16 protein-coding genes are annotated in these 16,936 nt (G+C 76.1%); 6 read left to right on the plus strand and 10 right to left on the minus strand.

Annotation, left to right across the window (positions count from 1 at the left end; all coding sequences use genetic code 11):
* Nucleotides 1-47: 47 nt before the first annotated feature.
* Both erpA and ACRYM2_RS14240 read right to left on the minus strand, forming a co-directional pair.
* The gene (gene erpA / locus ACRYM2_RS14235) at nucleotides 48-416 is read right to left on the minus strand and encodes an iron-sulfur cluster insertion protein ErpA (RefSeq protein ID WP_432523054.1); all 369 of its coding nucleotides are present in this window, start codon (nucleotides 414-416) and stop codon (nucleotides 48-50) included.
* A gap of 95 nt (nucleotides 417-511) precedes the next feature.
* Nucleotides 512-1,939 (minus strand): dipeptidase, encoded by a 1,428-nt coding sequence (locus ACRYM2_RS14240; protein WP_432523055.1) that lies wholly within the window; start codon nucleotides 1,937-1,939, stop codon nucleotides 512-514.
* 68 nt (nucleotides 1,940-2,007) lie between these two features.
* Between ACRYM2_RS14240 and ACRYM2_RS14245 the strand changes: the two genes are divergently transcribed.
* The 3 genes from ACRYM2_RS14245 to ACRYM2_RS14255 are packed head-to-tail and all read left to right on the plus strand — an operon-like array spanning nucleotide 2,008 to nucleotide 4,592.
* Nucleotides 2,008-2,598 carry a DUF3043 domain-containing protein gene (locus ACRYM2_RS14245; RefSeq protein WP_432523056.1) on the plus strand — a complete coding sequence of 197 codons (591 nt, stop codon included), beginning with the start codon at nucleotides 2,008-2,010 and terminating at the stop codon, nucleotides 2,596-2,598.
* 14 nt (nucleotides 2,599-2,612) lie between these two features.
* Nucleotides 2,613-3,542 carry a COX15/CtaA family protein gene (locus ACRYM2_RS14250; protein WP_432523057.1) on the plus strand — a complete coding sequence of 310 codons (930 nt, stop codon included), beginning with the start codon at nucleotides 2,613-2,615 and terminating at the stop codon, nucleotides 3,540-3,542.
* Between the two features lie 39 nt (nucleotides 3,543-3,581).
* Entirely contained in the window at nucleotides 3,582-4,592 is a 1,011-nt protein-coding gene (locus ACRYM2_RS14255) for an aldo/keto reductase family protein (RefSeq protein ID WP_432523058.1), read from the plus strand.
* A 66-nt stretch (nucleotides 4,593-4,658) separates the two neighbouring features.
* Here ACRYM2_RS14255 and ACRYM2_RS14260 read toward each other — a convergent pair whose 3' ends face one another.
* From ACRYM2_RS14260 to ACRYM2_RS14290, 7 genes are all read right to left on the minus strand, one after another.
* Entirely contained in the window at nucleotides 4,659-4,868 is a 210-nt protein-coding gene (locus tag ACRYM2_RS14260) for a hypothetical protein (RefSeq protein WP_166614407.1), read from the minus strand.
* A 9-nt stretch (nucleotides 4,869-4,877) separates the two neighbouring features.
* Nucleotides 4,878-6,338, minus strand: a complete 1,461-nt coding sequence (locus ACRYM2_RS14265) for an MFS transporter (RefSeq protein WP_432523082.1) — start codon at nucleotides 6,336-6,338, stop codon at nucleotides 4,878-4,880.
* A gap of 195 nt (nucleotides 6,339-6,533) precedes the next feature.
* The gene (locus ACRYM2_RS14270) at nucleotides 6,534-7,628 is read right to left on the minus strand and encodes a quinone-dependent dihydroorotate dehydrogenase (protein WP_432523059.1); all 1,095 of its coding nucleotides are present in this window, start codon (nucleotides 7,626-7,628) and stop codon (nucleotides 6,534-6,536) included.
* 140 nt (nucleotides 7,629-7,768) lie between these two features.
* Nucleotides 7,769-9,094, minus strand: a complete 1,326-nt coding sequence (locus ACRYM2_RS14275; RefSeq protein WP_432523061.1) for an MFS transporter — start codon at nucleotides 9,092-9,094, stop codon at nucleotides 7,769-7,771.
* Nucleotides 9,095-9,243: 149 nt separating this feature from the next.
* A complete protein-coding gene (locus ACRYM2_RS14280) occupies nucleotides 9,244-9,747 on the minus strand; it encodes a DUF779 domain-containing protein (RefSeq protein ID WP_432523062.1) in 504 nt (167 codons plus the stop codon).
* Between the two features lie 13 nt (nucleotides 9,748-9,760).
* A complete protein-coding gene (gene adh / locus ACRYM2_RS14285; RefSeq protein WP_432523063.1) occupies nucleotides 9,761-11,284 on the minus strand; it encodes an aldehyde dehydrogenase in 1,524 nt (507 codons plus the stop codon).
* A 101-nt stretch (nucleotides 11,285-11,385) separates the two neighbouring features.
* Nucleotides 11,386-12,693 carry a GAF domain-containing protein gene (locus ACRYM2_RS14290; protein ID WP_432523064.1) on the minus strand — a complete coding sequence of 436 codons (1,308 nt, stop codon included), beginning with the start codon at nucleotides 12,691-12,693 and terminating at the stop codon, nucleotides 11,386-11,388.
* Between the two features lie 239 nt (nucleotides 12,694-12,932).
* Between ACRYM2_RS14290 and ACRYM2_RS14295 the strand changes: the two genes are divergently transcribed.
* Complete coding sequence (locus tag ACRYM2_RS14295; RefSeq protein WP_432523065.1) at nucleotides 12,933-14,195, plus strand: nicotinate-nucleotide--dimethylbenzimidazole phosphoribosyltransferase; 1,263 nt, start codon at nucleotides 12,933-12,935, stop codon at nucleotides 14,193-14,195.
* On the opposite strand, the gene ACRYM2_RS14300 is transcribed toward ACRYM2_RS14295, so the two are convergent.
* On the minus strand, nucleotides 14,099-14,809 hold the full coding sequence (locus tag ACRYM2_RS14300; protein ID WP_432523066.1) for a GNAT family N-acetyltransferase: 711 nt from the start codon (nucleotides 14,807-14,809) through the stop codon (nucleotides 14,099-14,101). The genes ACRYM2_RS14295 and ACRYM2_RS14300 overlap by 97 nt on opposite strands.
* Before the next feature lie 89 nt (nucleotides 14,810-14,898).
* Here ACRYM2_RS14300 and ACRYM2_RS14305 point away from each other — a divergent pair, with 89 nt between their 5' ends.
* Both ACRYM2_RS14305 and ACRYM2_RS14310 read left to right on the plus strand, forming a co-directional pair.
* Complete coding sequence (locus ACRYM2_RS14305) at nucleotides 14,899-16,401, plus strand: leucyl aminopeptidase (protein WP_432523068.1); 1,503 nt, start codon at nucleotides 14,899-14,901, stop codon at nucleotides 16,399-16,401.
* Between the two features lie 149 nt (nucleotides 16,402-16,550).
* Nucleotides 16,551-16,931 carry a hypothetical protein gene (locus ACRYM2_RS14310; protein ID WP_432523069.1) on the plus strand — a complete coding sequence of 127 codons (381 nt, stop codon included), beginning with the start codon at nucleotides 16,551-16,553 and terminating at the stop codon, nucleotides 16,929-16,931.
* Nucleotides 16,932-16,936: the final 5 nt, after the last annotated feature.

Genomic DNA, 16,936 nt, shown 5'->3' on the forward strand with positions numbered 1-16,936 from the left:
CCCCCGCACCCTGGGGTGCGGGGGCCGACGGCCGGACGGCGCCCGGATCAGCTGAAGGAGTCACCGCAGGCGCAGCTGCTCCCGGCGTTGGGGTTGTCGATGGTGAAGCCCTGCTTCTCGATGGTGTCGGCGAAGTCGATGGTCGCGCCGTCGAGATAGGGCACGCTCATCTTGTCGACGACGACCTCGACGCCGGAGAAGTCGCGCACGGCGTCGCCGTCGAGCGTCCGCTCGTCGAAGTAGAGCTGGTAGATGAGGCCCGAGCAGCCGCCGGGCTGCACGGCGATCCGCAACCGCAGGTCGTCGCGACCCTCCTGCTCGAGCAGGGTGCGGACCTTCGTCGCGGCCACGTCGGTGAGCTCGACGCCGTGGGTCGGCTGCGCGGCGGTCTCGCTGCCGGTGGTCGTCGTGGTCATGAGCATCGTCTCCGGAATCGCTCGGCTGCCCCGGCCCGCGGGCCGGGTCTCGTCCGTGGAACCGTCCGGTCCCCGCGGTTGTTCCCGCCCCGAGACTACGACCGCGACGGGGCTCCCGTCACCGCGGCGGGCACGCCGGCCAGCCCCTCCAGCAGCAGGACCTCCCCCAGGCACGCGCGCGCGAAGTCCGCCAGGTGCAGGGACTCGTCGGCCCCGTGGGCGCGCGAGTCGGGGTCCTCCACGCCGGTGACCAGGATCGACGCCGCCGGGTAGACCGCCGCGAGGTCGGCGATGAAGGGGATGGACCCGCCCATGCCCATCTCCACGGCGGGCGCGCCGTAGGCCTCGCCGAAGGCCGCCCGCGCCACGTCGTGGGCCGGCGAGGCGGTGTCGGCGGAGAAGGACTGCCCGGACTCGCCCTCGGTGACGGTGACCCGGGCCCCGAAGGGGGCGTTGGCCAGCAGGTGGCGGCGCAGCGCCGTCATCGCGGCGGCCGGGTCCTGGCCCGGGGCGGTGCGCATGCTCACCTTGGCCCGCGCCGAGGGCACCAGGGTGTTGCTGGCCGCGTCCACCGGCGTGGCGTCGAGGCCGATGACGGAGATCGCGGGCTTGGCCCACAGGCGGTCGGCGACGCTGCCGGTGCCGGCCAGGCGCACGCCCTCCAGCACGCCGGCGTCGGCGCGGTAGGTGGCCTCCGGCAGGTCCACCGCCGGCGCCTGCGCGTGGCGCAGGCCCTCGACGGCCACGTCGCCGGCCTCGTCGTGCAGCGTCGCCAGCAGCCGGGACATCGACAGCAGGGCGTCCAGGACCGGGCCGCCGTTGACGCCGGAGTGCACGGCGTGGCCGAGCACGTCGACCCGCACCTCGCAGTCCACCAGGCCGCGCAGCGTCGTGGTGATCGCCGGGACGCCCACCCGCCAGTTGCCGGAGTCGGCCACGACGATGACGTCGGCGGCCAGCCGCTCGCGGTAGGCCTCCAGGAAGGTGGCGAACGCCGGCGAGCCGACCTCCTCCTCGCCCTCGACGAAGACCGTGACGCCCACGCCGTCCCCGGGGCCCCACAGCGGCAGCAGGGTGCGCAGGGCGTGCACGTGGGCCAGCACGCCGGCCTTGTCGTCGGCGGTGCCGCGCCCGTACAGGCGCCCGTCGCGCTCGGTCGGCTCGAACGGCGGGCTGGCCCAGTCCTCCTCGCGCCCCGGCGGCTGCACGTCGTGGTGGGCGTAGAGCAGCACGGTGGGGCGCCCGGCGGGGGCCGGTCGGCGGGCGATCACCGCCGGGGCGCTGCGCCCCGCGCCCTCCCCGGCCCGGCAGACCTCGACCTCCTCCAGGCCGGCCGAGCGCAGCAGGGCGGCGACCGCCTCGGCGCCGGCCTCGACGTGGCGCTGGTCGAAGGCGCGGGCGGACACGCTCGGGACGCGCACCAGCGCCTCGAGGTCGGCGCGGGTGGCCGCGTCCTGGGCGGCCGACGCGGCGCGCAGCGCCGCCAGCCGCTCCGGAGCGGTGGGCAGGGTGCTGGAGGTCACGTCCGCGACCGTACACAGCACGGCCGCGGGGTCGGGGCGGGCGGGCGCCGGTGACGTACCCTGGACGGGTGTTCGGACGCTCGAAGGAGAAGCCAGCCCCCGCGCCGGAGGCGCCCGCCGTCGAGCTGACGAAGGTCGGCGGCAAGGGCCGCCCGACCCCCCGCCGCAGCGAGGCGCAGGCGCGCAACGTCCGTCCGCTGGTGCCGGTGGACCGCAAGGCCGCGGCCCGCGCCGCCCGCGAGGCGCAGCGCGAGGAGCGGGCGAAGGTGCAGTCGGCCCTGATGACCGGCGACGAGCGCTACCTGCCGCTGCGCGACCGGGGCCCGCAGAAGCGCTTCGTGCGCGACGTGGTCGACGCGCGCCGCAACGTCGGCGAGTACTTCCTCATCATCGCCGGCGTCTCGCTGGTGCTCTCGATGCTGGCCACGCCGCTGGGCTCGGCCGAGCTGGTGCTCGCCACGACCCTGCTGATCTACCTCATGCTCGCCGTCGTCGTCGTCGACAGCGTCGTGCTGGGCCGCAAGGTCAAGAGGGCCGTCGCCGAGCGCTTCGCCGAGCCCGAGCGGGGCCTGGTCTCCTACGGGGTGACGCGGGCGCTGCAGATCCGGCGCATGCGCCGGCCGGTCCCGATGGTCCAGCGCGGCGCGCAGCCGCGCTGAGCCCGGGCACCACGATGAGCGCTCCCCCGCTGTCCCGCCCCGTCCCCACGACGCACTCGCGCGCCGTGCGCTGGAGCACGACCGCCGCGCTCGCGGTGACCGTGCTCATCATCGTCACCGGCGGGATCGTCCGCGTGACCGGCTCCGGCCTGGGCTGCCCGACGTGGCCGCGCTGCACCGAGGACTCCTTCACCTCCGCCACCGCCTCGACGGGCCTGCACGGGGCGATCGAGTTCGGCAACCGGCTGCTGACCACCGTCATCGTGCTGGCGGTCGGCGCGGTGATCGTCTCGTGCCTGCTGCAGCGGCCGCGCCACCGCACCCTGCTGTGGTCGGCCTGGGGCCAGTTCGCCGGCGTGCTGCTCAACGCCGTCGTCGGCGGCATCACGGTGTGGACGGGGCTGAACCCCTACGTGGTGGCCGCGCACTTCCTGGCCGCGATCGCGCTGCTGGCCTCCACGACCGTCAGCTACGACATCGCCCACCGGGCGCTGCTGCCCGCCCCCTCGGCCTCCAGCCGCCGCCTGGCCTGGGCGCTGGGGGTGGTGACCGCGGTGGTCGTCGTCCTGGGCACGCTCGTCACGGGCGCCGGCCCGCACCCCGGCGACTCCTCGGAGGTGCACCGCATCCCGGTGCCCTGGACCGCCGTGACCGTCGTGCACGGCGTCGCCGCCACGGCCGCCCTGGTGCTGGCCGCCGCCACGGTCGTCGTGGCCCGCCGGGCCGGTGACGACCTCGTGCGCCGGCGCGCGCTCGTCCTGCTGGTGCTCTTCGTCGCGCAGGCCGCGCTGGGGGTCTACCAGAGCCTGGACGGCCTGCCGGGCCTGGCCGTCGTCCTGCACCTGGCCGGTGCGGCGCTGACCTGGGCCGGTGCGGTGCGGGTGCTGCTGGCCGCCCGCAGCCACGGCGTCGACCGGCGCGCGGACGAACTGCTCACCGCCTAGTGCTCGCCGCGGGGGGTCGGGCGCACTAGGTTCGCGGCCATGGAGTTCCGACACCTCGGACGCAGCGGACTGAAGATCTCCGAGATCACCTACGGCAACTGGCTGACGCACGGCTCCCAGGTGGAGAACGACGCGGCCATCGCGTGCGTGCACGCAGCCCTCGACGCAGGGATCTCGACGTTCGACACCGCCGACGTCTACGCCAACACCGCCGCCGAGACCGTCCTGGGCGCGGCCCTGAAGGGTCAGCGGAGGGAGAGCCTCGAGATCCTCACGAAGGTCTACTTCCCGACCGGCCCCAAGGGGCACAACGACTCCGGGCTGTCGCGCAAGCACGTCCTGGAGTCGATCGACGGCTCGCTGCGGCGGCTGGGCACCGACCACGTCGACGTCTACCAGGCACACCGCTGGGACGTCTCGACGCCGCTCGAGGAGACGATGCAGGCCTTCGCCGACGTCGTCCGGGCCGGCAAGGCCCTGTACGTCGGGGTCAGCGAGTGGACGGCCGACCAGCTGCGCGAGGGGCACGCCCTGGCCCGGCAGCTGGGCTTCCAGCTCATCTCCAACCAGCCGCAGTACTCGGCGCTCTACCGCGTCATCGAGCCCGAGGTCGTGCCGGCCTCGCGCGAGCTGGGCATCTCCCAGGTCGTCTTCTCCCCCATCGCGCAGGGCGTGCTCACCGGCAAGTACGTGCCGGGCGGGGCACCGCCCGCGGGCAGCCGCGCGACGGACGAGAAGGGCGGCAAGCAGATGATCAGCCGCTGGATGCGCGACGACGTCCTCTCGCGCGTGCAGGAGCTGAAGTCGGTGGCCGCCGAGCTGCAGCTGTCGATGGCCCAGCTGGCGGTGGCGTGGGTGCTGCAGAACGACAACGTGGCGGCAGCCATCATCGGCGCCTCCCGGCCCGAGCAGGTCACCGAGAACGTCAAGGCGTCGGGGGTGCAGATCCCGGCCGAGCTCATGGCCCGCATCGACGCCGTCCTCGGGGACGTCGTCGAGCGCGACCCGGCCCGGACCGCGGCGTCCTCGCCCACCGAACGCCCCTCCTGACCGACCGCCCGGTGGTGCTCCGGGACCGGCGCAGCCGCCGGAGCCGGGGCACCACCGGCGGTGGGGTCAGTCGGCCGGGCGCAGGCTGAGCGGGCCGTACACCTTCGCGCCGTCGGCCCACAGGTGGGCCTGCTCGACACCGCGTTCGCGCAGTCCGCGCCAGCTCTCGCCGATCCACGTCTCCGCGTCGGACTGGGTGGGGAAGCTCTCCCCGCCCGCCTCGACGGGACGCCCCTCGGCGTCCTCGTAGCTCCACGTCCACTGCGTCGGCCTCACGTCGGCAACCTACTCGCCGCTGCGGCGCGCCGGCGCGCCGGCGTCGTGCGCACCCTCCTGCTCGTCGTCGGCGTGGCGGCGCCGGCGCAGGTCGACGACGGCGAGGACGAGGGAGGCCAGCACCAGGCCCAGCGAGACGCGCAGCCCGTGCGAGAGCGAGTCGCCGAAGACCCGCTGCACCTGCGCGGGCACCTCCCCGGAGGCGACGCCGCCGGTCCGGCCGCCGAGCCCGGCCCCGGCGATGGTGGAGAAGAAGACGGCGGTGGTGGCGGCCACGCCGATCGCCGAGCCCACCCGCTGCCCGGTCTGCAGGACCCCGCCGGCGACACCGGCGACCGAGCGCGGCACGTCGGCCAGCGCGAGCGTCTGGTTCGGGGAGATGACCAGCCCGCTGCCGGCGCCGGCCACGGCCAGGCAGGCGGACAGCGCGATCGCGCCGCCGGTGCCCTGCACGGCCGCGGAGACCACGTCGGCCGCCGTCAGCCCCACCGCGACCACGACGAGCCCCACGACGACCACCGCGCGCCCGCGCTGGGAGACCTGCCGGCCGCCGACCTGGGCGAAGACGGCGGACATGACGGCGAACGGCGTCTGCACGAGCCCGGCCTGCAGCGGCGAGAAGCCCAGCCCGGCCTGCAGGTAGAGGGTGACCACGAGGAAGATGCCGGTGAACCCGGCGAAGTAGGCGATGCCGACGAGGGCGCCCACCGTGAACGAGGATGTCCGCACCAGCTCGCCGGCGACGACGGGTTCCCGGCCGCGGCGGCCCTCGAAGCGCTCCCAGAGCGCGAAGGCCGCGAGCAGGAGCACCCCGGGCACGAGCAGCAGCCACCGGGCCGGAGCGTCGCCCTGGCCGGTGGTGAGGACGAAGGGCAGCATGCAGCAGACGACGGCGAGGCCCAGCAGCAGCAGGCCGACGACGTCGAGGTGCAGCGGCCCCCGCTCGCGCCGGCGCTGCCGCGGCAGCCAGCGCCAGGCCAGCGGCAGCAGCACCAGACCGATGGGGACGTTGACGAGGAAGACCCCGCGCCAGCCCTCCTCCTCGCCGAAGACGGCGAGGATGGTGCCGCCCAGCAGCGGGCCGATGGCCGTCGAGAGGCCGATCGTCGTGCCGAACGCCCCGAACGCCTTCCCCCGCTCGGCACCGGTGAACAGCTGCTGGATGAGCGCGAGCACCTGCGGGTTGATCAGCCCGGCGGTGACGCCCTGGAGCAGGCGCACGACCGAGAGCGCCGTCGCCGACTGCACCAGACCGGCGACGGCGCTCGTGAGCACGAACCCGGCCAGGCCGACGACGAACAGCGTCCGGCGTGAGTACAGGTCGCCGAAGCGGCCCGCGGGCACCAGCACGAGGCCGAAGGCGAGCGCGTAGCCGGCGACGATCCACTGCACCTGGCTGGGACCGGCGCCCAGCGAGCCCTCGATGGAGGGCAGCGCGACGTTGACGATCGAGACGTCGAGCAGGGTCATGAACCCGACCGCGAGGCAGACCGCCAGGGCGCGCCAGCGCCGGGGGTCGGGCTGGCCCTGCTGATCGGCTCCGCCCGGTGGGCGCTGCGCGACGTCGGTCACGGGTACTCCTAGCGAGGGGGGCGGCGGGCCGGTTCGACCCTCACTCCTCCCGCGCCCGCGGACAACTCGAAACGCGTCGGCGGCCCGGGGCCCTCAGCGGTCGGTCTCCCGGCGGCTGCGGGAGGCGGCCAGCTCGGCGAGCACCCGCCGGGCCCAGCCGGGGCCCTCGTAGATGAAGGCGGTGTAGGCCTGCACCAGGGAGGCTCCGGCGTCCAGCCGCTCCGCGACGTCGGCGGCGGTCTCGACGCCGCCGACGCTGACGAGCACGAGGGAGTCGCCGGCGCGGTCGGCGAGGCGGCGCAGCACCTCCAGCGAGCGCCGCTTCAGCGGCGCGCCCGACAGCCCCCCGCCGCCCGCGGCCTCGACGAGCGCGGGCGCGGAGCGCAGCCCTTCGCGGGCGATCGTGGTGTTCGTCGCCACGATGCCGTCCAGCCCCTCCTGCATGGCCAGGTCGGCGACGGCGTCGACGTCCTCGTCGGACAGGTCGGGGGCGATCTTGACCAGCAGCGGCACGTGCCGGTGGGCGGCGGCGTCGGCGGCCCCGCGCACGGCCCGCAGGACGGGACGCAGCTTCTCGACGTTCTGCAGGTCGCGCAGGCCCGGGGTGTTGGGCGAGGAGACGTTGACGACGAGGTAGTCGGCGTAGGGGGCCAGCAGCCGGGCGGAGACGGCGTAGTCCTCGGCGGCGTCGGCCTCGGCGACGACCTTGCTCTTGCCGATGTTGACCCCGACCACGACGCGGTGGCGGGGCGGGACGGCGCGCAGCTGCCGCAGCCGCCGGGCGACGGCCTCGGCACCGGAGTTGTTGAAGCCCATGCGGTTCACCACGGCGCGGTCGGCGACGAGGCGGTGCAGGCGCGGCTTGGGGTTGCCCGGCTGGGCGCGGGCGGTGACGGTGCCGACCTCGACGAAGGCGAAGCCGAAGTGGCTGAGGGCCTCCACGCCCGCGCCGTCCTTGTCGAAGCCGGCGGCCAGACCCAGCGGGCTGGGGAAGTCGATGCCGAGGACGCGGGTGCGCAGCCGCGGGTCGTCCTCGACGAAGACGCGCCGCAGCACGCCGGGCGCGATCGGCAGCCGGCTGGCCAGCCGCATCCCGGTGAAGGCCCAGTGGTGGGCGTCCTCGGGGTCGATCCGCGTGAGGACGTTGCGGTACAGCGCCCGGTAGGCACTCCCCGAGCCGACTGCCACCACGTCCCGCGCCCCCGATCCCCCGGCGAGCCGGCCCGCGCACGGCTCCCCGGGCACGATAGTGCGTCCGCGCGCGCCGCCGCCCCGCACCCTCGGGCGGGGGTGCGGGGCGGCGGGTCGCGCGGGCTCCTGCGGGAGGGTCAGGAGGTCAGCGACGACGTCCGGGTCTCGCGCAGCAGGGACAGCGCGACCAGGCTCACGACGGCCGTCGCCGCGAGGTAGAACCCGACCCAGCTGACCCCGTAGGCCGTGGCCAGCTTGACCGCCGTGTACGGCGCCAGCGAGGCGCCGAGGATGCTGCCGGCGTTGAAGGCCAGCGAGGCGCCCGTGTAGCGCACGTTCGTCGGGAACAGCTCGGGCAGGTAGGCCCCGATGGGCCCGAACACCAGGCCCATGAAGAACAGCCCGGCGCACAGCCACACCATGACCAGGGCGGTCTGCCCGGAGCCGAGCAGCGGGCCGGTGAGCAGCCCGACGACCGCGCCGCCGACCATCGCGGTGGCCAGCACCGGGCGGCGGCCGAAGCGGTCGGACAGCCAGCCCGAGAGCGGGGTGGCGGCGGCCATGAAGAGCACGGCGACGCACAGCATGAGCAGGAAGTCCTGGCGCTCGTAGCCCAGCGCCGGGCCGGTGCCGTAGCTCAGCGACCACGTCGTGGTCAGGTAGAAGAGCGTGTAGGTGAGCATGACGGAGAACGCGCCGAGGACGACGATCTTCCAGCTGCTGCGGAAGGTCTCGGCCACGGGGACGCGCACCTGCCGGTTCTCGGCCAGGGCCTTCGCGAAGACCGGCGTCTCGGCGAGGCTGAGGCGGATCCAGAGCCCGAGCAGGACCAGGACGGCGCTCAGCAGGAACGGGATGCGCCAGCCCCAGGAGGTGAACGCCTCCTCGCTCATCGTCGTGGCGAGCACGATGAAGAGTCCGTTGGCGAGGACGAAGCCGAAGGGGGCGCCCAGCTGCGGGAACATGCCGTACAGGGCGCGGCGGTTGGCCGGGGCGTTCTCGGTGGCCAGCAGCGCCGCGCCGCCCCACTCGCCGCCCAGGCCGAAGCCCTGGCCGAAGCGCAGCAGGCACAGCAGGACGGGGGCGATGTTGCCCGCGGTGGCGTGGGTGGGCAGGACGCCGATGAGGACGGTCGAGATCCCCATGACCAGCAGGGCGGCGACCAGGGTGGTCTTGCGGCCGACGCGGTCGCCGAAGTGGCCGAAGACGATCGAGCCGATCGGCCGGGCCACGAAGGCGATGGCGAAGGTGGCCAGCGAGGCGAGCGTCTGCGCGGTCTCGTTGTCGGAGGGGAAGAACAGCGGCCCGAAGACGAGCACGGCGGCCGTGGCGTAGACGTAGAAGTCGTAGAACTCGATGGTCGTGCCGATGAGGCTCGCGGCGGCGACCCGGCGCACCGGGTTGGTGGGTGCGCCCGCACCCGTGGCGGCGCGGGGGGAGGTGTTCAGGTCGGAGGGACCCATGGCGGACCTTCGCAGTCGGACGTGGCGGGGGCAGCCGCCCGCGGACCGTTCCGCGAGCGGCCACGCCGAGGCCGGGGGTCCCCCGTCCGGCGTGCGTGCACCCGGTCGTCCACCGGGGTCGCCGTCGCCGCTCGGGTGTGACGGGGATCCTACGCAGGACCCCGGGATGATCCAACCCGCGAGACGCTCGTCTCGCTCTCCGAGACGGCTGGGGGTCCGGGGTCGCCCGCGGCACCGGCCTCCGGCAGCTCGCAGGAGGCGGGCGCCGGCGGGCCGTCGAGCAGCCGCGAGCGGATGAGGAAGCGCACCCCGTCGGGCGCCTCCAGCGAGAACCCCGCCCCGCGGCCGGGCACGAGGTCGATGGTCAGGTGGGTGTGCGCCCAGCGGGCGTGCTGCTCCCTGGACATCCACACCCCCACGGTGAAGGCGTCCTGCCCCTCGCCCGCGGGCACCGCGAGGTCCCCCAGGTGCTCGTCGGCGTCGGAGAGCAGGAAGTCGCCGGCCGCGAAGCACATCGGCGAGCTGCCGTCGCAGCAGCCGCCGGACTGGTGGAACATCAGCTCCCCGTGCCGCGCCCGCAGGCGGCGCAGCTGCTGCGCCGCCTGCGGGGTCAGGGCGACCCGCTCCCGGGCCGCACCGGGTGCGGGCTCCATCAGGCGCGCCCCATCAGAAGAACCCGAGCTTGCTCGTCGAGTAGCTGACGAGCAGGTTCTTGGTCTGCTGGTAGTGGTCGAGCATCATCCGGTGGTTCTCCCGGCCGATGCCGGAGCTCTTGTAGCCGCCGAACGCCGCGTGCGCGGGGTAGGCGTGGTAGTTGTTCGTCCACACCCGCCCGGCCTGGATGCCGCGGCCCATCCGGTAGGCGAGGTGGATGTCGCGCGACCACACGCCGGCGCCGAGGCCGTAGAGGGTGTCGTTGGCGATCTTCAGCGCGTCGTCGGGGTGGTCGAAGCGGGTGACCGACACGACCGGGCCGAAGATCTCCTCCTGGAAGATGCGCATCGAGTTGTCGCCCTCGAAGATCGTCGGCGTCACGTAGTAGCCGCCGGACAGCTCACCGCCGAGGTCGGCGCGCTCGCCACCGGTGACGAGCTTGGCGCCCTCCTGCCGGCCGATGTCGATGTAGGACAGGATCTTCTCGAGCTGGTCGTTGCTGGCCTGCGCTCCGATCATCGTCGCGGTGTCGAGCGGGTTCCCCTGCACGACGGCCTTCGTGCGCGCCACCGCGTCGTCGAGGAAGCCGTCGTAGATCGAGCTCTGGATCAGCGCGCGGGAGGGGCAGGTGCACACCTCCCCCTGGTTCAGCGCGAACATCGTGAAGCCCTCGAGCGCCTTGTCGTAGAAGTCGTCGCGGCTGCTCGCGACGTCCTCGAAGAAGATGTTCGGGCTCTTGCCGCCCAGCTCCAGGGTGACCGGGATGAGGTTCTGGCTGGCGTACTGCATGATCAGCCGGCCCGTCGTCGTCTCGCCGGTGAAGGCGATCTTGCGGATGCGCGGGGAGCTGGCCAGCGGCTTGCCCGCCTCGGCGCCGAACCCGTTGACGACGTTGACCACCCCCGGGGGCAGCAGGTCCCCGATGAGGTCCATCAGCAGCATGATCGAGGCGGGGGTCTGCTCGGCCGGCTTGAGGACGACGGCGTTGCCGGCCGCGAGCGCCGGGGCCAGCTTCCAGACCGCCATGAGCAGCGGGAAGTTCCACGGGATGATCTGCCCGACGACGCCGAGCGGCTCGTGGAAGTGGTAGGCGACGGTGTCGTCGTCGATCTGGGAGATGCCGCCCTCCTGCGCGCGGACGACACCGGCGAAGTAGCGCAGGTGGTCCACCACGAGCGGCAGGTCGGCGGCCAGGCACTCGCGCACGGGCTTGCCGTTGTCCCAGGTCTCCGCGACGGCGAGCTGCTCGAGGTTGGCCTCGATCCGGTCGGCGATGCGGTGGAGGACCAGGGCGCGCTCGGCGACGGAGGTGCGCCCCCACGCGGGCGCGGCGGCGTGCGCGGCGTCCAGGGCCCGCTCGACGTCGGCGGCCGTGCCGCGGGCGACCTCGGTGAACACCTGCCCGGTCACCGGCGAGGGGTTCTCGAAGTACTCCCCGCTCGCGGGGGCCACGCGCTCACCACCGATCCAGTGGTCGTAGCGGTCGGCGTAGCTGACGACGCTGCCCGCACGGCCGGGCGCCTCGTAGACCGTCATGACGAACCTCCACGGGAGAGAACCGGCGACCGCTCCGTCGCCGTGCCGCCACGGTGCGCCCGGTGGCGTTGCAACGGCGTTGCACCGCCCGCGCGCCCGGCTCAGGCCACGCCCAGCCGCCGGGCGCGGGCCAGCGCCTCGCCGCGCGCGGGGTCGCCGGGCGCCAGCCGGCGCAGCACCTCGGCGGCCGCGGCCGGGTCGTCGCGGCCCGCGCCGCGGGCGAAGCGCAGCAGCGCCGCGTCGTCGTCCCCCTCGAGCACGGCCGTGCGCACGCCCACGGCCAGCTCCTCGCGCAGCTCGCGCACCGCCGGCGCGTCCGAGCCGGGCAGCAGCTCCCCGGTGCAGGCGGCCACCGCGGCGGCGGTGCGCCCCGCGCGCAGCGCCTCCAGCACCTCGAGGGCGTCGCAGCGCAGCCGGCCCAGCACCCGGTAGGGCGCGGCGGAGACGCCCGGCGCACCGGCGCCGCACCCGGCGAGCACGGTGCGCAGCCGGTGCACCTCGGCGCGCACGGACACCGGGGCCAGGTCGCGGTCGTCGAGGGCGGCGGCCAGCGCGGCGGCGCTGCGTCCCGCGCCGCGCCGCTGCACCCCGTCGGCCAGCAGCACGAGCAGCAGCTCGGCGTGCCGCAGCGACAGCGGCCGCGCCCGCCCGCCGACGGTGAGGACCCCGTCGCCGCCGAGCACGCCCAGCGCGGCGTCGGCAGGAGGGGGGTCGTCGCGGGTGTCGTCGCGCAGGTGCGGCGCGGGTGGGCGCGCGGGGGCGGTGAGCCGGCGGCGCAGGGCCGCCACCCGCAGCTCCCCCTCGACGGCACCCACGGCGGCCCGCACGAGCTCGAGGGCGCGTTCGCGCCCCAGGTCGTCGCCCCCGGTGAGGTCGAGCACGCCGAGCAGCGCACCGGTCGCCGGGTCGCGCACCGGGGCCGCCGAGCAGCTCCAGCCGGTGGCGGCGGTGGCGTAGTGCTCGGCGGAGCGCACCCGCACGGGCCGGCCCAGCGCGAGGGCGGTGCCGGGGGCGTTGGTGCCGACGGCGTCCTCGCTCCAGCGGGCCCCGGCCAGGAAGGCCATCCGCTCCGCCGAGCGCCGCAGCGCGCCGTCGCCCTCGACCCACAGCAGCGTGCCGTCGACGTCGCTGACGGCCATCAGCACGGGCACGCCGAGCGGTTCGTCGAGCAGCAGGCGCCGCGCGGTGGGGAGCACGGCGGCCAGCGGGTGCGCGGCGCGCCGCTCGCGCAGCGCGCCGTCGTCCAGCGGGACGGCGGGCAGCAGGCGGTCGGGGTCCAGGCCGGTGCCGCGCGCGCGCCACCACGAGGCGGAGATGAGCTCGCGGGCGCCGGGCAGCGGCGTGCCGACCGGCGCGGTGGCCGTGGACGTCAGCCACGCCTCGCGCACCGCCGACGAGCTGGGGACCACCGCGCACCTCCGGTCAGCGCCGACCACCTGCCGCTGCACCGTAGGTCGCGCGGCGCGCGGTGGACAAGGCGCCCGGTGGACGAGGCGCGGGCGCGGCGCCCGGGCCGCCGTCCGGGCGGTGCAGGCGCGGGAGGTCCTCCCCGCCCGGGCGCAGGTGCGACCATGCTGCGACCACCGTCCGACCGCGCCGGGCGGCTGCGGGTCCGCCCGCCGCCGCGCACCGCCCCCGAGGAGCACCGATGACCGACGGCCCGCGGCCGTTGAACCTGCGCGAGATCGCCGAGGGGCTGCGCTCGCCGCACACCTCCACGGCCCGCCCGCGCACCGTCGCCCCGCTGCTGCCGGCCAGCCGCGCCGACCAGCTCGCGCGGTGGCTGGCGGGCACCCAGGACCGCGACGTGCCCGCACCGCTGGAGCGCGTCCAGCTGGTCGTCTTCGCCGGCGACCACGGGGTCGCCGCCCGCGGGACCTCCCGCCTGGAGGCGGGCTGGACGGCCCGGGCCGTGCGCGAGCTGGTCGGGGGCCGCGGGGCCCTGGCCGCGCTGGCGGCCTCCGTCGGCGTCCCGGTCGCGGTGCACGCGGTGGGCGTGGACTGGGGCGGGGGCGTTCCGCAGGACGTGCCGGCGGCGGTGACCGCGCACGCGCTGCGCGCCGGCAGCGGCGACATCGCCGTCGAGGACGCGCTGAGCGCCGAGGAGGTCGAGGCCGCGGTCCGCGCGGGTGCCGCCGTGGCCGACGCGGCCGTCGACGCCGGTGTCGACCTGCTGCTGCTGAGCCTGCTGGGGGCCGGTGCGACGACGGTGGGCGCGACCCTCGTGGCGACCTGCCTGCGCAAGGGCGCCGTCGACGTCGTCGGCCGCGGCAGCGGCGTCGACGACGACGCGTGGATGCGCAAGACCGCCGCGGTGCGCGACGCCGTGCGCCGCGCCCGCAAGCTGGCCACCCGGCCCACGGCGGTGCTGCAGGCGGTGGCGAGCGCGGACACCGCCGCCGCGGTGGGCTTCCTGCTGCGCGCGGCGGCCCGCCGCACCCCCGTGCTGCTGGACGGCCTGAGCGCCGTCGCCGCCGCCCTGCTGGCCGCGCGCGCGGTGCCGGGGACGGAGAAGTGGTGGCAGGTGGCCGCCGCCACCGCCGAACCCGCCCAGGCGCTGGCCGCCGACCGGCTCAAGCTCGTCCCGCTGGTGGACCTGGGCGCCGGGCGCGGCGACGGCACCGGAGCGCTCAGCGCGCTCGGCCTGCTGCGGGCCGCGCAGGTGCTCGCCGCGGCCGACGAGGCCGCGCTGCCGCCGCTGCCCGAGCCGGAGCCGGAGGCGGAACCGGAGCCAGCGCCGGAGGCGGAACCCGAGCCGGGGGTGGGACCCGAGCAGGAGCCGGAGGCTGCAGCGCCCCCCGGTGGGGCGGCGGCTCAGCCCGCGGCGGCCGGCCCGGACCTGCCCGTGACCTCCGGGGCCACCGCGGCGTCCGCCCCGGGCGGCGCCGGCAGCGAGCGGCCGAACACGTAGCCGCCCTCGTCGCGGGAGAGCTCGGTGAAGCCGGTGCGGCGGTAGAAGCGGACGGCGCCGGGGTTGGCCGCCGCGACCCCCAGGTGCACACCGGGCGATCCGGCGGCCGTCAGCTGCACCCACAGCCGCCGCACGAGCGCCCCGCCGAGACCGCGCCCCTGCAGCCGCGGCAGCAGGTCCACGTGCAGGTGGGAGGGGTGGGTGCGCCACACCGGCTGCTCGGGCACGCCGGAGTGCACGGCGCGCAGCAGCGGGGTGTCGAAGCCGTCGGCGACCTGCTCGGGCAGCGGGTAGCGCTCGCGCAGCGGCGGCCACCACGAGCGCTCGCGCCAGCGTTCGAAGGCGGCCGTGTCCAAGCACCCCAGCAGGTACCCGCCCACCCCGTGGCCGTCCTCGACGACGGTGGCGAAGCGGGCCTCGTGGACGGCGTAGGGGGTGGCGTAGACGTCGCCCAGCAGCGCGGGGAAGCGCGTGCGGGCGGAGGCGTCCGCACCGCGGTCGCCCGTGCGCAGGCAGACCTCCTCCAGGGCCGGCAGGTCCTCGGGGCGCACCGGCCGCAGCAGCACCTCCCCGTGCCGCTCGCCGCCGGTCGCCGCGTCCGCGCTCGCTGCCACCCGGTCAGTGCAGCACGGGCCCGGCGCCGCGCGCACCCGCCGGCGGGCGGGTGCGGGGGCGGGCCGGGGCCGCTGGGTAGGCTGCCGGGGTGCCCCGCCTCGTCCTCAGCAGCAAGTCCGTCAAGAGCGTGACGGCCGACGCCCTCCTCCTGGCCCTGGCCCCGGCCACCGCCGGCAAGCGCGCCGGGGCCGCGGTCGTGCTGGGCGGGGACGACCTGCCGCGCGCCACCCGCAGCGCGCTGCAGGAGGCGGCCGCGGCGCTCGGGGCCACGGGGGCGGCGGGCACCGTCCACCTGGTGCCCGGTGTGCAGGGGCTGTCCACGTCGCTGGTGGCCCTGGTCGGCGTCGGCGAGGCGCCCGGCGCCGAGGGGCTGCGCCGCGCGGTGGGGGCCGGCGTGCGCGCGCTGGCCGGCAAGCGGCGCGTGGCCGTGGCCGTGCCGGTCCCGGACGCGCCGTCGGTGGCCGCGGTGGCGGAGGGCGCCGCCCTGGGCGCGTACGCCTTCACCCGCTACCGCGCCGCGGAGCGCGAGCCGGTCGCCGAGGTGACCCTGCTGGTGGACAAGCCGCGCGACAGGGCCGTGCGCGCCGCCGTCGAGCGGGCCGCGGCGCTCGCCGACGCCGTGGCCACCGCCCGCGACCTCGTCAACACCGCTCCCGCCGACCTGGCCCCGGCCGACCTGGCCGAGGCGGCGCTGCGCACCGCCGAGGGCACCTCGCTGACGGTGCGGGTGCTGGACGAGGCGGAGCTGGCCGCCGGCGGGTTCGGCGGCATCCTCGGGGTCGGCCAGGGCTCCTCGCGCCCGCCGCGGCTGGTCGTCGTGGAGCACGCCCCGGCGGGGGCGAAGGCGCACCTGGCCCTGGTGGGCAAGGGCATCACCTTCGACTCCGGGGGCCTGTCGCTGAAGCCCGCGGCCGGCATGGAGACCATGAAGAGCGACATGTCGGGTGCGGCCGCGGTGCTGGCCGCCGTCCGCGCGGCCGCCGACCTGCGGCTGCCGGTCAAGGTGACGGGCTGGCTGGCCGTCGCGGAGAACATGCCGTCCGGCACGGCGATCCGGCCCTCCGACGTCCTGACGCTGCGCGGCGGGACGACGGTGGAGGTCCTCAACACCGACGCCGAGGGGCGCCTGGTCCTCGGCGACGCCCTCGTGGCGGCCTCGGAGGAGCAGCCGGACGCGATCGTCGACGTCGCGACCCTCACCGGGGCGCAGGTGGTCGCCCTCGGCAACCGCGTCTCGGGCGTCATGGCCAACGACGACGGCTTCCGCACCGCGGTGCTCGCCGCCGCGGAGCGGGCCGGTGAGCTGGTCTGGCCGATGCCGCTGCCGGAGGAGCTGCGCGCCACGCTGGACTCCCCCGTCGCCGACCTGGCCAACATCGGCGACCGGGCGGGCGGGATGCTCGTCGCCGCCGTCTTCCTGCGCGAGTTCGTCGGCTCGACGCCGTCCGGCGACCCGATCCCGTGGGCGCACCTGGACATCGCCGGGCCGGCGTTCCTGACCGGTGAGCCGTGGGGGTACACCCCGCGCGGCGGGACGGGTGTGGCGGTGCGCACGCTCGTGGCGCTGGCCGAGGACTTCGCCGGCCGCTGAGCCGGTGCGGGGACGCAACGCTCTCGCTGTGCACAGCGAGCGACAGCCTTTATGCTCAGGGTGACCGCCCGGCTCGGGGGTCGCACCCGACTCGTTGGGCTCTCACCGCACTCCCCGGTGTGCACCGGGGCACACGTCACGGAGGCACCATGTCCAGCCTGCACCGCATCGCCCGTCGCGCCACGGTCACCGTCGCCGCCGCAGCCGTCCTCGCGGGCGGCGCGCTCGTCACCGCGGGCAGCGCGTCCGCCGCGACGTCGGCCACCACCGTGACGGTGGCGAAGGTGGCCCCGGGCGTCTCCGCGCGCAAGGAGTCCACCGCGGAGCGCAAGGAGTCCACGACCCTGCGCAAGGAGTCGACCACCGCGCGCAAGGAGTCCACGACCGCCCGCAAGGAGTCCACCACCGCGCGCAAGGAGTCCACGACCGCCCGCAAGGAGTCCACCACCGCGCGCAAGGAGTCCACGACCCTGCGCAAGGAGTCGATCACGGACCGCAAGGAGTCGTTCACCGCCGAGAAGGAGCGCTGAGCAGC

The organism is Kineococcus aridisoli, assembly GCF_050871885.1.
Taxonomy (GTDB): Bacteria; Actinomycetota; Actinomycetes; order Actinomycetales; family Kineococcaceae; genus Kineococcus.